The 15,184-nt window shown below is 63.4% G+C and carries 13 protein-coding genes; 7 read left to right on the top strand and 6 right to left on the bottom strand.

Translation table 11 applies throughout. From position 1 onward, the window contains the following. Positions 1 to 56 precede the first annotated feature (56 nt). The 6 genes from CPI83_RS11315 (at position 57) to CPI83_RS11290 (ending at position 6,360) form a co-directional block, all read left to right on the top strand. The gene (locus CPI83_RS11315) at positions 57 to 878 is read left to right on the top strand and encodes a MerR family transcriptional regulator (protein ID WP_024487633.1); all 822 of its coding nucleotides are present in this window, start codon (positions 57 to 59) and stop codon (positions 876 to 878) included. A 39-nt stretch (positions 879 to 917) separates the two neighbouring features. After that, entirely contained in the window at positions 918 to 3,017 is a 2,100-nt protein-coding gene (locus CPI83_RS11310; protein WP_070386586.1) for a DEAD/DEAH box helicase, read from the top strand. 160 nt (positions 3,018 to 3,177) lie between these two features. Next, the gene (gene ectA, locus CPI83_RS11305) at positions 3,178 to 3,693 is read left to right on the top strand and encodes a diaminobutyrate acetyltransferase (protein WP_019749063.1); all 516 of its coding nucleotides are present in this window, start codon (positions 3,178 to 3,180) and stop codon (positions 3,691 to 3,693) included. Between the two features lie 48 nt (positions 3,694 to 3,741). Next, positions 3,742 to 5,004 carry a diaminobutyrate--2-oxoglutarate transaminase gene (ectB, locus tag CPI83_RS11300; RefSeq protein ID WP_020969986.1) on the top strand — a complete coding sequence of 421 codons (1,263 nt, stop codon included), beginning with the start codon at positions 3,742 to 3,744 and terminating at the stop codon, positions 5,002 to 5,004. 15 nt (positions 5,005 to 5,019) lie between these two features. Next, on the top strand, positions 5,020 to 5,418 hold the full coding sequence (locus CPI83_RS11295; protein ID WP_003944463.1) for an ectoine synthase: 399 nt from the start codon (positions 5,020 to 5,022) through the stop codon (positions 5,416 to 5,418). Between the two features lie 9 nt (positions 5,419 to 5,427). After that, positions 5,428 to 6,360: a D-isomer specific 2-hydroxyacid dehydrogenase family protein gene (locus CPI83_RS11290; protein ID WP_054187685.1), complete on the top strand. Its 933-nt coding sequence runs from the start codon at positions 5,428 to 5,430 to the stop codon at positions 6,358 to 6,360. Positions 6,361 to 6,404: 44 nt separating this feature from the next. Here the strand turns inward: CPI83_RS11290 and CPI83_RS11285 are convergent, their stop codons facing one another. Beyond that, entirely contained in the window at positions 6,405 to 6,926 is a 522-nt protein-coding gene (locus CPI83_RS11285) for a VOC family protein (protein WP_019749065.1), read from the bottom strand. A 50-nt stretch (positions 6,927 to 6,976) separates the two neighbouring features. Between CPI83_RS11285 and CPI83_RS11280 the strand changes: the two genes are divergently transcribed. After that, entirely contained in the window at positions 6,977 to 7,834 is an 858-nt protein-coding gene (locus CPI83_RS11280; protein ID WP_097387223.1) for an NAD-dependent protein deacetylase, read from the top strand. Here CPI83_RS11280 and proB read toward each other — a convergent pair. The 5 genes from proB to CPI83_RS11255 all read right to left on the bottom strand — a co-directional run bounded on the left by proB (position 7,807) and on the right by CPI83_RS11255 (position 14,825). Then, the gene (gene proB, locus CPI83_RS11275) at positions 7,807 to 8,910 is read right to left on the bottom strand and encodes a glutamate 5-kinase (RefSeq protein WP_019749067.1); all 1,104 of its coding nucleotides are present in this window, start codon (positions 8,908 to 8,910) and stop codon (positions 7,807 to 7,809) included. The two genes, CPI83_RS11280 and proB, sit on opposite strands and share 28 nt — an antisense overlap. Positions 8,911 to 8,954: 44 nt before the next feature. Beyond that, positions 8,955 to 10,406, bottom strand: coding sequence for a GTPase ObgE (gene obgE / locus CPI83_RS11270; protein WP_019749068.1), 1,452 nt, complete (start codon positions 10,404 to 10,406; stop codon positions 8,955 to 8,957). Between the two features lie 212 nt (positions 10,407 to 10,618). Continuing rightward, complete coding sequence (gene rpmA, locus CPI83_RS11265) at positions 10,619 to 10,888, bottom strand: 50S ribosomal protein L27 (protein ID WP_003944532.1); 270 nt, start codon at positions 10,886 to 10,888, stop codon at positions 10,619 to 10,621. 42 nt (positions 10,889 to 10,930) lie between these two features. Beyond that, positions 10,931 to 11,242, bottom strand: coding sequence for a 50S ribosomal protein L21 (gene rplU, locus CPI83_RS11260; RefSeq protein WP_003944533.1), 312 nt, complete (start codon positions 11,240 to 11,242; stop codon positions 10,931 to 10,933). 319 nt (positions 11,243 to 11,561) lie between these two features. Then, entirely contained in the window at positions 11,562 to 14,825 is a 3,264-nt protein-coding gene (locus tag CPI83_RS11255) for a translation initiation factor IF-2 N-terminal domain-containing protein (RefSeq protein WP_097387222.1), read from the bottom strand. Positions 14,826 to 15,184: the final 359 nt, after the last annotated feature.

The raw sequence follows: 15,184 nt of genomic DNA, 5'->3' as shown, positions 1-15,184 counted from the left end.
TGAGGTCGTAAACCTGTAGGTATCGGGTTTGTGAGAGAGAAACGGGGCGAGCAACAATGTTGAGCATCGGAGACTTCGCGAGAGCAGGTCGCGTGTCCGTGCGCATGCTCCGCCACTACGACGCCGTCGGCCTGCTCACGCCCGCGAGGGTCGACGCATCCACCGGGTACCGCTCGTACACCGCGGGCCAGTTGGCGCTGCTCAACCGCATCGTCGCACTCAAGGAGCTGGGCCTGACCCTGGCCCAGGTCCAGCAGGTGGTGGAGTCGGCGGTCACCGTCGACGAAATCCGCGGGATGCTCACGCTTCGCCGAGCAGAACTCGAGACCCGAATCCAGGAAGACACCGCGCGACTGGCGCATGTACAGGCGCGCCTACGCATCATCGAAAGTGAGGGACAGATGTCCGCATACGAGGTTGTGATCAAGTCCGTTCCGGCGCTGCGGGTCGCAGAGTTGACCGGTACCGCCAAGACGATGGATCCGTCGTCGATCGGTCCGGTGGTTCGCGGGCTGTACGAGCGCCTGTGCACCGGTTTGGATCGCGCCGGTATCGCCGCGATCGGACCTGCGCTCGCGTACTACGAGGATGCCGGTGACGACGAGAACGTCGTCGTGCATGCCGCACTACCGGTCGATGCGGATCCCGAGGGCGACTACGAGTTCGCGGTCGTCGAACTGCAGGCCGAAGCTCAGGTGGCCTCGCTGCTGCACAAGGGGTCGATGGACAACTGCCTGCCCGCCTATCAAGCCTTGGCTCAGTGGATCGACGCAGCGGGATACCGCAATGCCGGCCCCAGCCGGGAGGTCACGCTGGCGTGCCCGGAGGACGTCGACGGCTGGGTCACCGAGCTGCAGGAACCTGTTGCCAAGGCCTGAAGCCCGCACGTGTCGGCAGGGTCGTGCACCATGGGTTCCATGACCACCGCCACTGCCCCAGCCATGCGCGACGAAGCCGAGCGACTGCTCCGTGAACTCGCGGGGCCGGATGCCCGCCTACGCGAGGACCAGTGGACGGCCATCGAGGCGCTGGTGGTGCAACGCAAGCGTGCCCTCGTCGTCCAGCGGACCGGCTGGGGCAAGTCTGCGGTCTACTTCATCTCGGCGAAGCTGCTCCGGGCAGCAGGTCATGGCCCCACGGTCATCGTCTCTCCGTTGTTGGCCCTGATGCGAAACCAGGTCAGTTCTGCCGAGCGTGCCGGGGTGCGAGCCGCGACCATCAACTCGGGCAATGTCACGGAGTGGGACGACATCCACGCCCGCGTTGCAGCCAACGATCTCGACGTACTGCTGGTCAGCCCCGAGCGCCTCAACAACCCCGACTTCCGCGATCAGGTTCTCCCGTCCCTGGCAGCTGATGCCGGCTTGGTAGTGGTCGACGAGGCTCACTGTGTTTCCGACTGGGGACACGACTTCCGTCCCGACTATCGGCGTATCAGGACTTTGATCGCCGAACTGGGCGAGGGCATTCCCGTCCTCGCGACCACGGCTACGGCAAACAACCGCGTCGTCGAGGACGTGTCCGCGCAACTCGGCGTCGGCGGCGAGGAAACTCTCGTACTTCGTGGCGGGCTCGAACGCGAGTCACTTCACCTTTCCGTGGTTCACATTCCCGAGGCGACGGCGCGCGCTGCCTGGCTCGCCGACATGCTCGAGACGCTGCCGGGATCGGGCATCATCTACACGCTGACGGTTTCGGCCGCTCGCGACCTCGCAAGCCTGCTCTCCGAGCGCGGTCATACCGTCGCCGCCTACACTGGCCAGACCGATCCCACCGAACGTGAATCCCTCGAGCAGGACCTGTTGGGCAATCGCGTCAAGGCTCTGGTGGCCACCTCGGCCCTCGGGATGGGCTTCGACAAGCCTGATCTCGGGTTCGTCGTCCACCTCGGCGCACCGTCGTCACCTATCTCGTACTACCAGCAGGTGGGCCGCGCCGGGCGTTCCACCGACAGGGCAGACGTGATCCTGCTGCCGGGCGCCGAGGACAAGCAGATCTGGAGCTACTTCGCCTCGGTCGCCTTCCCCCGCGAGCATCTGGTCCGCAGCGTCATCGAGCACCTCGACACCGAAAAGGCCACGTCGACACCGGCACTCGAACCGCTGGTGGAGCTCAATCGCACCCGTCTCGAAATGGTTCTCAAAGTTCTCGACGTCGACGGCGCGGTCAAACGAGTCAAGGGCGGTTGGATCAGCACCGGAGAACCTTGGGTGTACGACGCCGAGCGTTACGGTCGACTCGACGACGCTCGCCAGGCCGAGCAGGCTGCAATGGTCGAGTACCAGAGCATCACCACGTGCCGAATGACCTTCCTGCGTGAACAACTCGACGATCCGGGTCTGACATCGGAGAACTCACAGTGTGGACGCTGTGACAACTGCACCGGCAATCGCTACGACACCACTGTCGACACCACCGCCCTCGACGAGACTCGGGCGCGCTTGCAGCGCCCCGGATTCGACCTGGAGCCGCGCAAGATGTGGCCGACCGGCCTGAGCAAGCTGGGCGTCAAGCTGTCCGGGAAGATCACCGAGGGACCGGAAACCGGGCGCATTCTCGGACGGATGTCGGACCTGGGCTGGGGCCAACGTCTCCGCGCGCTTTTCGACGGACCCGACGCGGAGGTACCCGATGCGGTGGTCAGCGCGTGTATCAGCGTTCTGGCCGCCTGGAATTGGGCCGAGCGCCCCACCGGTGTCATGGCCCTCGAATCCACGACGCATCCATTGCTGGTGTCGAGCCTGGCTGCCAAGCTGGCCGAGGTCGGGCGATTGACCGACCTGGGCACCCTTCGCTTGCGACCCGACCACCCTCCGGTGTCGGCAGCGAACTCCGCCTATCGCGTGTCCGGACTGGTCGATGTTTGGGAAGTCCCGGACATGAGTATCCATCAGGGACCGATACTTCTCGTCGACGCAATCGCCGACACCGGTTGGACTTTCACGATGGCCGCACGCGCACTTCGGCAGGCAGGTGCGCATTCGGTCCTCCCATTGGCGCTCGCGAGCCCCAAATAGCGAGTTTTGGCCCGAAATAGTCGCTCGGACAACACCAAAAGTTACATAATGTGAGCACGATCACATTCATGTCCTCACCTGGGGCGCAACGGGTTCCGCACGGCCCGAAACGGACATCTGCATGACTTCGACAGCAATGATTGTTACGTTCAGATGACCGATGAAGCCTGTTGATACGAGAGCTATCCCGACCACCGCGCCGGACGCGGTGTTGTTCAGAAGCCCACAGATCGATGACGGAGTCCGGCTCTGGGAGATCGCACGTGATTCGAAGGTGCTCGACCTCAATTCGAGTTATGCATACCTGTTGTGGTGCAGGGATTTCAGCGCGACATCCATCGTCGCAGAGGTAGACGGCCGCGTAGTCGGATTCGTTTCCGGTTATACCCGTCCCAGCGCGCAGGAAACTCTGTTCGTGTGGCAAGTCGCGGTCGACGAGGACCAGCGCGGCAAGGCAATTGCTGCCCGCATGCTGTCCGACTTGATGGATCGCACTGCCCCACTGGGTGTTACACATCTGGAGACGACGATCAGCCCCGACAACGAGGCTTCGATCGCACTCTTCACTGCGCTCGCACGTCGACGCGAAGTACCGATAACCAGGCAGAACTTGTTCTCGCCCAAAGATTTTCCCGATGGACACGAAGCCGAAGATCTTTACACGATCGGCGCCTAGCGCACTTCGCGCTCGGCATACAGCATGCCCCGGAGGAACAAAGAAGATATGAATATCAACGAAGCAAGCATTTTCGAAACCCTCGAGTCCGAGGTCCGCAGCTACTGCCGTGACTGGCCTGCAGTGTTCACCAGCGCATCCGGATCCTGGATTCGTGACGAAAACGGACGCGAATACCTCGATTTCTTCGCCGGTGCCGGCGCCCTCAACTACGGCCACAACAACCCGGTGCTCAAATCGGCACTGGTCGACTACATCATGAGCGACGGCATCACGCACGGCCTCGACATGTCGACAGTCGCCAAGCGCGAGTTCCTCGAGACCTTTCAGCGCAACATCCTCGAGCCGCGCGGCCTGGACTACAAGGTCCAGTTCCCCGGCCCGACCGGATCGAACACCGTCGAGGCCGCACTGAAGCTGGCTCGCAAGGTGACCGGACGTTCGGCAGTCATCAACTTCACCAACGCATTTCACGGAATGACACTTGGTGCACTCTCCGTGACCGGCAACTCGATGAAGCGCGCGGGCGCCGGTGTTCCGCTCGTGCACACGACACCGATGCCCTTCGACAACTACTTCGACGGCGTCACCGAGGATTTCCAGTGGTTCTCCCGCGTTCTCGATGATTCCGGTAGCGGCATCAACCGTCCCGCGGCAGTGATCGTCGAGACCGTTCAGGGTGAAGGTGGCGTCAATGTCGCTCGCCCCGAATGGCTTCGGGCGCTGGCAACACTGTGCTCGGATCGTGGCATCCTGCTGATCGTCGACGACGTCCAGATGGGCTGCGGCCGCACCGGGCCGTTCTTCTCCTTCGAAGAGGCCGGAATCGTTCCCGACATCGTCACGCTGTCCAAGTCGATCAGCGGTTACGGAATGCCGATGGCGCTCACGCTGTTCAAGCGTGAACTCGACGTCTGGGGACCGGGCGAACACAACGGCACCTTCCGTGGCAACAACCCGGCGTTCGTCACCTCCAAGGTTGCACTCGACCACTACTGGTCCGACGACGCACTGACGAAGACAACCTTGAAGAAGGGCGCACGCATCAGCGAATGCTTCGCCAATCTCTCCGATCAGTTCCCCGGCGAGGTCTCGCACCGTGGACGCGGCCTGGTTCAGGGCCTCGTTTTCGATCAGCCCGAGCGCGCCGGCAAGGTCTGCCAGCTGGCATTCGACGAGGGATTGCTCGCGGAGACCTCCGGACCCTCCGACCAGGTTGTGAAACTGCTTCCGGCACTGACGATTACCGATGACGAGCTCGAGCACGGCCTCTCCATCCTGGCCGAGGCGACACTCAAGGTCTGCAGCTAGAGGAAGGACTCTCCCATGATCGTTCGCACCACCACCGAGATCACCGACACCGACCGCGACATCACGAGCGAGGACGGCAACTGGCGCAGTAAGCGCATCGTCCTCGGCGGCGACCGCGTCGGGTTCTCGTTCCACGAAACCACCATCAAGGCAGGTTCGGTCAACGAGTTCCACTACGCCAACCACGTCGAAGCGGTCTGGCTCGTCGAGGGCACCGGCAAGCTGATCGACCTGGACAACAACAAGGAATACGATCTCGCACCGGGGTCGATGTACCTGCTCAACGGTCACGAGCGTCACCGCGTCGAGCCCGATACGCAGATGCGCATGCTCTGCGTTTTCAATCCGCCGGTCACCGGGCGTGAGGTACACGACGAGAACGGTGTCTACCCACTGGTGGAGGTCCCCGCGTAGCGTCTAGTCATGGCGACTGACACCTCTCCACGCGTAGCGATCGGCCCCGTCCCCGATGCACTGCTCGACAGCGCGGTGCTTCGGGGCGGAGGTCTGATCAGTCCGATCGACACTGCCGACGCCCTGATCTGGGCGGGCTCACCCGAAACTTTTCCGTCGGAGTTACCGGCGTCGGTCAGGTGGGTGCAGCTGCCGTCGGCGGGAATCGAGGATTGGTTCGACTCCGGTGTGATTCCGAAGGACACCGAAATCACGTGGACCTCGGCGGCCGGCGCGTTTTCGGCCTCGGTGGCCGAGCACGCGCTCATGCTGCTGTTGGCCGGAGTTCGTCACCTGCCCGCACACATCGAAGCTCGAACGTGGCGTCAGTTCGAGTTCTTTCCCAAGATCGGCACCCTTCGTGGCTCGACGGTTGCGATCATCGGCGCAGGCGGTATCGGCCGCGCGCTGATTCCGATGCTGGCCGCGCAGGGGGCGGACAGCATCGCAGTCAATCGTTCCGGTAGCCCGGTTCCCGGGGCCATCTCGACGTACCCCGCCTCCAGGATGGATGAAATCTATTCTCGCGCAGATCACTTCGTGATCGCTGCGCCCGCCACCCCGGCCACACGTCACCTCGTGGGCCGCACGCAGTTGGCGGCGATGCAACCCCATTCCTGGGTGATCAATGTCGCGCGCGGATCGCTGGTCGATACCGACGCGCTGGTCGAGGCAATCGAGTCGGAACAGATCGGCGGCGCCGGTCTCGACGTCACCGACCCCGAACCCCTCCCGGACGGCCACCCGCTGTGGGATCTGACGAATGCGATCATCACACCCCACGATTCCAATCCGCCGGGAGTTCGCCCCGCCGCGTTTGCGGATCACGTCTCCAAGAACGTGACCCGCTTCGCGAAGGGCGAGGCACTGGCTGCCCTCGTCGACCCGGTCGCCGGATACTGAGCACGCCGCCGCAGCCTGAATGATCCGGCGAAAGCTGCCGAAAGTTACTGTGGCGAATCCGTATCCGGGAAGAAGAGCGCCCGCGCCCGGCGAGCCACCTCCTCCGCAGGTACGTCCTCGACCTTCGTGCATACGGCCCACCGATGGCCGAATGGGTCGAGAAACACTCCGTGCCGGTCACCCGAGAACGTATCGGCGACCGCCGTGACCAGCGTGGCTCCCTCGGCGACGGCCCGATCGACGAACTCATCCGTGTCCTCGGTGTAAACGACGATGGACGAATGCACCCAGCCGTCCTGCGGCGACCTGAGACCGAAGTCCGGCATCTCCTGCGAAAGCTGCAGCATCGAATCACCGATCCGAATCTCGGCATGCATGAGAGTGCCGTCAGGTGCATTCATCGCGTCGACGATCTCAGCTCCGAGTGCTCGTTTGTAGTAGTCGAGTGCGGCATGGCCGTCCGGCACCGCAAGGTAGGGAGTGATCGTGTGGTAACCAGCGGGAATTGGGTTCACTGTGTTCATGTCTACGAGTATCGACAGTCGTACACGTGTTCTATTGAACATTTCGGACTTCCTCCGCGCCGCCGTCTCGCACACGCGCCTATCCTGGAACGGTGCCTACCGACAACAGCCGCCTCGACGCCCTTCCCGAGCTCCTGTCCGGCCGTCGCCTGGCAGTTCTGACGGGTGCAGGCATCTCCACCGACTCCGGAATCCCGGACTACCGTGGCCCCGATTCACCCCCGCGCAATCCGATGACGTTCCAGCAGTTCATCGGCGATCCGGCGTTTCGACGTCACTACTGGGCGCGTAACCACATCGGCTGGCGATACATGGACAGCTCGCGGCCCAACCAGGGCCACCGGGCCGTCGCGGCACTCGAGCAAACAGGGCGAGCCGTCGGTGTGATCACCCAGAACGTCGACCTCCTGCACACCAAGGCCGGCGCGCGAAACGTCATCGACCTCCACGGCACCTACGCGCAGGTTCGATGCCTGAGCTGCCAGCGGCTGATCTCCCGCACCACTCTCGCCGAGAGACTGGAGGAAGCCAACCCCGGATTTGCCGAAACTGTGGCTGCTGCAACGGGAGTCGAGATCGCGCCCGATGCAGATGCCGTGATCGAATCCACCGCACACTTTCGCGTCGTGGATTGCGCCGTGTGCGGTGGGCTACTCAAGCCGGACATCGTCTACTTCGGTGAATCCGTCCCCAAGGAACGTGTGGCCCGGGCGTACAGCCTCGTCGACCAAGCCGATGCACTGTTGGTAGCCGGGTCGTCGTTGACGGTGATGTCCGGTCTGCGTTTCGTGCGGCATGCCGCCAAGACCGGGAAGCCGATCGCCATCGTCAATCGCGGAACGACCCGAGGTGACGAATACGCCGACCTCAAGCTCGAAGTCGGTTGTGCTGAAGCACTTTCCGCCCTGGTCGAGTACGACAGCTACAGCGCCACCAAGTCGTCCGCGTGAACCACGGGACGCTGCATGTCGGCCGGTAGATCGGCGGTGGAGCGCCCCAGGATCTCCTCGATCTCCGTAGCGTCGAACGCAACGACACCCCGAGCGACGGGCTTCTCCCCCGGTCCCATCAGCGACACGACATCGCCGGCGTGAAAATCGCCGGACACACCGACGATGCCCGCGGACAGCAGGCTTCGACGCTTGGACACCACCGCGCGAACGGCGCCTTCGTCGAGGTGAAGGTCACCCGATGTGTCAGCGGCGTGACGTACCCAGAATCGGCGAGCCGACAATCGCGTCGGCCGGGGCGCAAATGCTGTTCCGACATCGGCACCACTGAGTGCCTGCGCAGCGTCCGATGCTGCCGCGAGCAGCACCGGCACTCCGGAATCAGCGGCCAGGCGTGCTGCTGAGAGCTTTGACGCCATGCCTCCGGTACCGAGAGCGCCACCCGATCCGGCAACCACACCGTCGAGATCCTCGGGACTGTTGACCTCGGGAATCAGTGTGGCATCGCCCTTTCGGGGATCCCCGTCGTACAGGCCGTCCACATCCGACAACAGGATCAACGCGTCGGCGCCGACGAGATGAGCAACCAGAGCAGCCAGCCGATCGTTGTCACCGAATCGAAGTTCGGTGGTGGCAACGGTGTCGTTCTCGTTCACGATCGCCACCGCGTGCAATGCCCGTAGACGATCGAGTGTCCGTTGGGCGTTGCGGTGCTGCGTCCGTCGAGCGATGTCGTCCGCCGTGAGTAGAACCTGCCCGACGGTACGCCCGTAACGGGCGAACGACGTACCCCAGGCGTGAGCCAGCGCCAACTGACCGACGCTGGCCGCAGCCTGCTTGGTCGCGAGATCCCGCGGTCGCTTGGTCAGTCCCAGCGGCGCCAGTCCGGCGCCGACGGCACCGGACGAGACGACGACTACATCGGAGCCCGCGCGCATGCGGGCCTCGATGGCATCGGCCAACAGATCAAGTCGGTGAGTGTCGAGTCCCGCCACCAGACTGGTGAGCGCAGACGACCCGATCTTCACGACGATACTGTGAGCCGACGCTATCGACTCCCTGGTGGACCCGAGCACAGTCCCGTTCCCTCTCTTCGGTTTTCGTCCTGAAATCGCGTGAGTCAGGCGTCTTCGTCGAGCAGCCCGCGGCGGACGCGACGAGCATGCTTGCGCTCGTCGGCGCCGATACGCTCCACCTGATCGAGACGCGGGTCGGTTCCACGGCCCGTACGGGTCAGATCGATACCGGCCGGCGTCATCGGCTCCCACTCGAAGCTGACGTCACCGATGGTGACGGAAGCCCCTGGCTGAGCGCCCTTCTTGACCAATGCGTCCTCGACACCCAAGCGTGCAAGACGGTCGGCGAGGTAACCAACGGCTTCGTCGTTGTCGAAGGCGGTCTGACGAATCCACCGCTCCGGGCGGGTGCCTCGGACGACGAACCCACCAGGGATATCGGGATCCTTCTCGATGGTGAAGCTGGAATCCTTGACCTTGACCGGGCGAATGACCTGGCGCTTCGGCTCGGGCTTCGGATGAGCTTCGCGGTAGTCGCGGACCATCTTCGCCAGCGCGAATGTCAACGGTCGCAGACCTTCTCGGCTCACCGCCGAGATGGTGAAGACCGGCCATCCGCGAGCTTCGATCTCGGGTGTGACCATTTCGGCCAGCTCGGCTGCCTCCGGAACGTCGGTCTTGTTCAGGATGACGACGCGCGGGCGCTTGTCGAGGTCACCGAGTCCCGAGTCGCCGGAGAGCGCGGGCGTGTACGCGGCCAGCTCTGCTTCCAGGGCGTCGATGTCGGATATCGGGTCACGCCCCGGATCGAGGGTGGCGCAGTCGATCACGTGCGCCAATACGGCGCAGCGTTCGATGTGGCGCAGGAAGTCCAGGCCCAAACCGCGGCCTTCGCTGGCACCGGGGATCAGCCCGGGCACGTCGGCGACGGTGAAGGTGGTGTCACCGCTCGAGACGACGCCGAGGTTGGGGACCAGAGTGGTGAAGGGGTAGTCGGCGATCTTCGGCTTGGCCGCCGAGAGAACGGACACCAGCGAAGACTTACCGGCAGAGGGAAATCCGAGCAGACCGACGTCGGCTACCGACTTGAGTTCGAGAACCAGGTCACGCTCGACACCGTCTTCACCGAGGAGTGCGAAACCTGGGGCCTTGCGAGCCTTCGAGGCGAGTGCTGCGTTGCCGAGTCCGCCGCGGCCGCCCTGAGCGGCGTCGTAGCGCGAGCCGACACCGACGAGGTCGGCAAGGACGTTGCCGTCGGTATCGAGAACCACAGTTCCATCCGGGACCTTGAGGATGAGGTCTTCACCGTTTGCACCCTCGCGGTTACTGCCGGCGCCCTGCTTGCCGTTGGTCGCCTTCGCGTTGGGATGGAAGTGAAAGTCGAGGAGGGTGTGGATGTTCTCGTCGACCACGAGGATGACGTCGCCACCGCGACCTCCGTTGGCACCGTCCGGACCGCCGAGCGGTTTGAACTTCTCGCGGTGTACGGAGGCGCAACCATTGCCGCCTTTTCCAGCGCTGACGTGCAGCACAACACGGTCAATGAATCGGGACATGACTGCCGGATCCTTCCTCAGTCAATTGCGGGTCTCACGCGATGAGCTGAACTTCTGGTGAGCAGGGTTGCTCGGGGTAAAACTGGCACTGCTTAAACAAACGATAGGGGCGGACCGGGTTATTTCAACCCTGGTCCGCCCCTATCGGGAGCTTGGAACGCGTCACTCTCTTACCGAAAGTAGAACCGGTGACGCACAACTAGCGAGAAAGACTAGACCTCAGCCGCAACGACGGCCGGAACGATGTTCACGGTCTTGCGTCCACGCTTCTGGCCGAACTCGACTGCACCGGCAGCGAGAGCGAACAGGGTGTCGTCGCCGCCACGGCCGACGTTGACGCCGGGGTGGAAGTGCGTGCCGCGCTGGCGAACCAGGATTTCGCCTGCGCTGACCGACTGGCCGCCGAAGCGCTTCACGCCGAGGCGCTGGGCGTTTGAATCGCGACCGTTACGGGAGCTGGATGCACCCTTCTTATGTGCCATGCTATTGACCCTCCTCGGGTGAAATTAGCTAGAAAGAACTGGTTACTTGATGCCCGTGACCTTGAGCACCGTGATCGGCTGCCTGTGGCCCTGACGCTTGTGGTAACCGGTCTTGTTCTTGAACTTGTGGATGCGGATCTTCGGGCCCTTGGTGTGCTCGACGATCTCACTGGTGACTGCGACCTTGGCCAGCTTGGCCGCGTCGGTGGTCAGGTCAGATCCGTCGACCACGAGAACGGGAGCAAGCGAGACAGCAGTGCCGGGCTCACCCTCGATCTTCTCGACCTTGACGAGGTCACCAACAGCGACCTTGTACTGCTTTCCGCCGGTCTTGACGATCGCGTACGTTGCCATCGGAGGGCTACCCCTTGCTTCTTCGAACTTGCTCGCGCTGCTGCCTGAGGCTTCAAATGCATCGCGACTGGTCTGGTTTATGTCACCTCGGCTCGGCACTGACGTACCGGGACATTCACGCGCACTCTAGGCACACGGAATCTCTACCGCCGGGTGGCGACCCTCCAAGGTTACGGGAAAGCAACCGTCAGGGTCAAACCGCCCCGCCGAGGGGTGGTGCTTACTACTCTGTACTGCTTCTACCAGCTGAAACTTCGGATAACGGTTGGATGTCCTCGCTCATCGCGAAGTCATCCAACCGACCGAAAGCCAGTAGTTCTTACTCTCCGTCTACCGGAGGACCTGCGGGGCGTGCTGCTGCACGCCTGCGACGGGGTCGCTTGACGACGACAACTTCTTCCTCAGCCGGAACTTCGGTGGCCGGAGCCGGAACGTTTTCCACGACCGCTTCTGCCACGGGTTCCGGAGTCGGAATCACGAAGACCGTACCCACCTCGGGAGCTGCCTCGGCAACCGGTGCCGACGCTGCCCGCGACGCCCGGCGACTACGCCGACGACCGCGCGGAGATGCTTCGGTCGAAGCGGCCGCCGACTCGTTGTCCACTGCGGATACTTCTTCCGCAGCAGAGTCCACAACAGGAACGTCATGGCGCTCAGTAGCAACAGGAGTATCGATCGGCCGATCCTGTTGCCGATCGGCACTTTTGGATGCATCATCCCCCGAAGACGTACCGGTGGAATCAGACTCGATCGAGTCGGCCGCGACGGTCTCGTCGTCGTCGTGGTGGTGCGAGGCCATCGCCAATGCCACCGGATGAGCCCGCTTGACGGTCGCGTCGACAGCCGGAACCTCCGGCGCCGGAGCTTCCTGTCCGTTGGACTCGGTAGAAGGCGACTTGTCTCCGCGGCCACGCTTGTTCTTGCGCGAGGTGCCGGATTCGCTTCGCTGCGAGCCCGAACGCGATCCGCCGTCGTCCGAGGACTTCACCTCGACCGGCTCGGAGTGGACGATGATGCCGCGGCCGTGGCAGTGCTCACAGGTGGTCGAGAAGGCCTCGACCAATCCGGTGCCCAACTTCTTCCGCGTCATCTGCACGAGTCCGAGTGACGTGACCTCCGACACCTGATGGCGCGTGCGATCGCGACCCAGGCATTCGGTGAGCCGACGCAGGACCAGGTCCCGGTTCGATTCGAGGACCATGTCGATGAAGTCGACGACGATCATTCCGCCGATGTCCCGCAGGCGCATCTGGCGAACGATCTCCTCGGCTGCTTCGAGGTTGTTGCGGGTAACAGTCTCTTCGAGGTTTCCGCCGGCTCCGGTGAACTTTCCGGTGTTGACGTCGACGACGGTCATGGCCTCGGTGCGATCGATCACCAAGGTGCCGCCGGACGGCAGCCACACCTTGCGATCGAGTGCCTTGGCCAACTGCTCGTCGATACGGCGAGCGGCGAAGACGTCGATACCGTTGTTCGGCGTGTACTTCTCCAGTCGCGGAAGCAGGTCGGGCGCAACGGAGTTGATGTAGTTCTCGACCGTCGTATGCGCCTTCTCGCCCTCGATGACCAGCTTGGAGAAGTCCTCGTTGAACAGATCGCGAATGACCTTGACCAGCATGTCAGGCTCTTCGTACAGCGCCTGCGGGTTGCCAGACTTACCGGTGTCCGCAGCCGCGGCCTGCTCCTCGATGCCGGCCCACTGAGCCTGCAGACGAGTCACGTCGCGCGCCAACTCTTCTTCGCTGACGCCCTCGGACGCCGTGCGAATGATCACGCCGGCGTCGGCGGGAACGATGTCGCGCAAGATTTCCTTGAGACGCTTGCGCTCGGTGTCCGGAAGCTTGCGGCTGATACCCGTGGACGTACCACCGGGCACGTAGACGAGGAAACGACCGGCAAGCGAAATCTGTGTGGTCAGTCGAGCACCCTTGTGACCGACCGGATCCTTGCTGACCTGAACGAGCACCTGATCGCCCGGCTTGAGGGCCTGCTCGATCTTGCGCGAGTTGCCACCGAGACCGGCAGCCTCCCAGTTGACCTCACCGGCGTAGAGAACGCCGTTGCGGCCACGTCCGATGTCGATGAACGCCGCTTCCATGCTGGGGAGCACGTTCTGGACACGTCCGAGGTACACGTTGCCGACCATCGACGCGGACGCCGAGTTGGTGACGAAGTGCTCGACCAACACTCCGTCTTCGAGGACTGCTACCTGTGTAGTCGCATGCGGCTGACCGCTGTCTGCTCGATCACGCACAACCATGACGCGATCGACGGCCTCACGACGCGCGAGGAACTCCGACTCGGTCAGAATCGGCGGACGACGACGACCGGCGTCACGACCGTCGCGGCGACGCTGACGCTTGGCTTCCAGACGTGTCGAACCACTGATGCCCTGGACCTCGTCCTTGACGCGGGTCTTGTTGCGAGGTTCGCGCTCGTGAACGACGGTGTTCGGCGGATCGTCCTCGGACGTCGCAGTCGCGTCGGTGGCGCCGTCGGTGCCGGTCTTGCGACGACGACGACGGCGGCGACGGCGGCTCGATCCGTCGGCATCGAGATCGGAATCGTCGGCATTCTCGGAATCCGCATCAGCGGTGGACTCGGACTTATCACCGGATTCTTCGCCGGCAGCGTCGTCGGTTTGCTTCTCGACTGCCGCAGGGGCAGATTCCTGCTCCGATTCGGTAGCGGTATCCGACTCTTCGTCCGAGCCCTGCTCGCCACCCTGTTCACCGCGACCACGTCCACGTCCACGGCGTCCACGACGACGGCGACGCGGCTGATCGTCGTCCTCGTCCTCGGACTCGGCGCTCTCGCCCTCGGTTTGCGGTGCGGTCACAGCCGGCTCTTCGACGGCAGGAACTGCAACCGGTGCTGCCTCGGGAACGACGGTTTCGGCTTCCGCAGTTGTCTGCTTCTCTTCGACGACCGCCGGTGCAGCAGGCTCGCGGCGTGCGCGACGGCGACGCGGAGCTACCTCGGCGGCTTCGAGATCCGGCTGCAGGAACAGCGGGACCTGCGGCGCGGCGGGAGCCACCTCGGGCTGATGGGTCTGCGGCGCCTCGAAGGAAGTGAACAGATCGGACTGCTCGGCTTCCTTGCTCTGCAGCGCAGCAGCGGCGTCGAGTCCAGCGCTGATCTCGGCGACAGCCGGATCCACTGCTTCTTCTGCTGAAGGTTCTTCGGCGGCCGGTTCTTCGACAACCGGTTCTTCGACAACGACCTTTTTGCGGGTGCGACGAGCCCTGACAGGCTTCTCGGCCGGAGCCTCTGCAGCAGGCTCTTCCGCAACAGGGGCCTCGGCAACCGGGGCCTCGACAACCGGGTCGATGAGGGTATCGAGCTCGGCCACGACCGGCTCGATGGCCTCGGCCGCGGAAGTCAGCGAGGCGTGAATCCGCTGGGCAACGTCCCGTTGGAGACTCGACTGCGCACTGCGCAATTCGGTACCGAGCGCTGCGGCTTCGGCAAGGACCTGCTTGCTGGTGACACCGAGCAGCTTCGCCAGCGCGTGTACGCGCATCTTGTCGGGAAATTCCGGGGTGGTGCTGGAATCTGATTCGGTTGGGGATTGATCGGCCACGTAAGTCTCCTCAGCCCCCGGGCGCGTCCAACCCAGAAGTCGAGTTGTCACGCGGCCACGCGGGAGCGTGCTGTGTGTACTCGCACTCAGAAGTGAGTGCGAGATTGTAAGGTCTCGCTCCGCATGGTCCGCAATGCCCGTTATTCACTGCGAGCACATGAAGTGCCTGGCTGGATGGCCGTTGTCCTGTGCGCGAGCGCCTGATCATCCAGCATGCAGAGGTCCAGGGATTTCCTGTTGACCTGGAGCAGCGATGAAAGGGCATCGAACCTAGGTGTCATCCGGTTGAACGTGCGTAAAACAAATTGCGGTTCAACTGAAAGCAGTATCCCACACCAACGCGCCTGCAACTGCAAAGG

The sequence above is a fragment of the Rhodococcus sp. H-CA8f genome, from assembly GCF_002501585.1.
Classification (GTDB): domain Bacteria; phylum Actinomycetota; class Actinomycetes; order Mycobacteriales; family Mycobacteriaceae; genus Rhodococcus_F; species Rhodococcus_F erythropolis.
The sequence above is the reverse complement of the archived record's forward strand: the minus strand, read 5'-3'. Positions and strand labels throughout refer to the sequence as shown.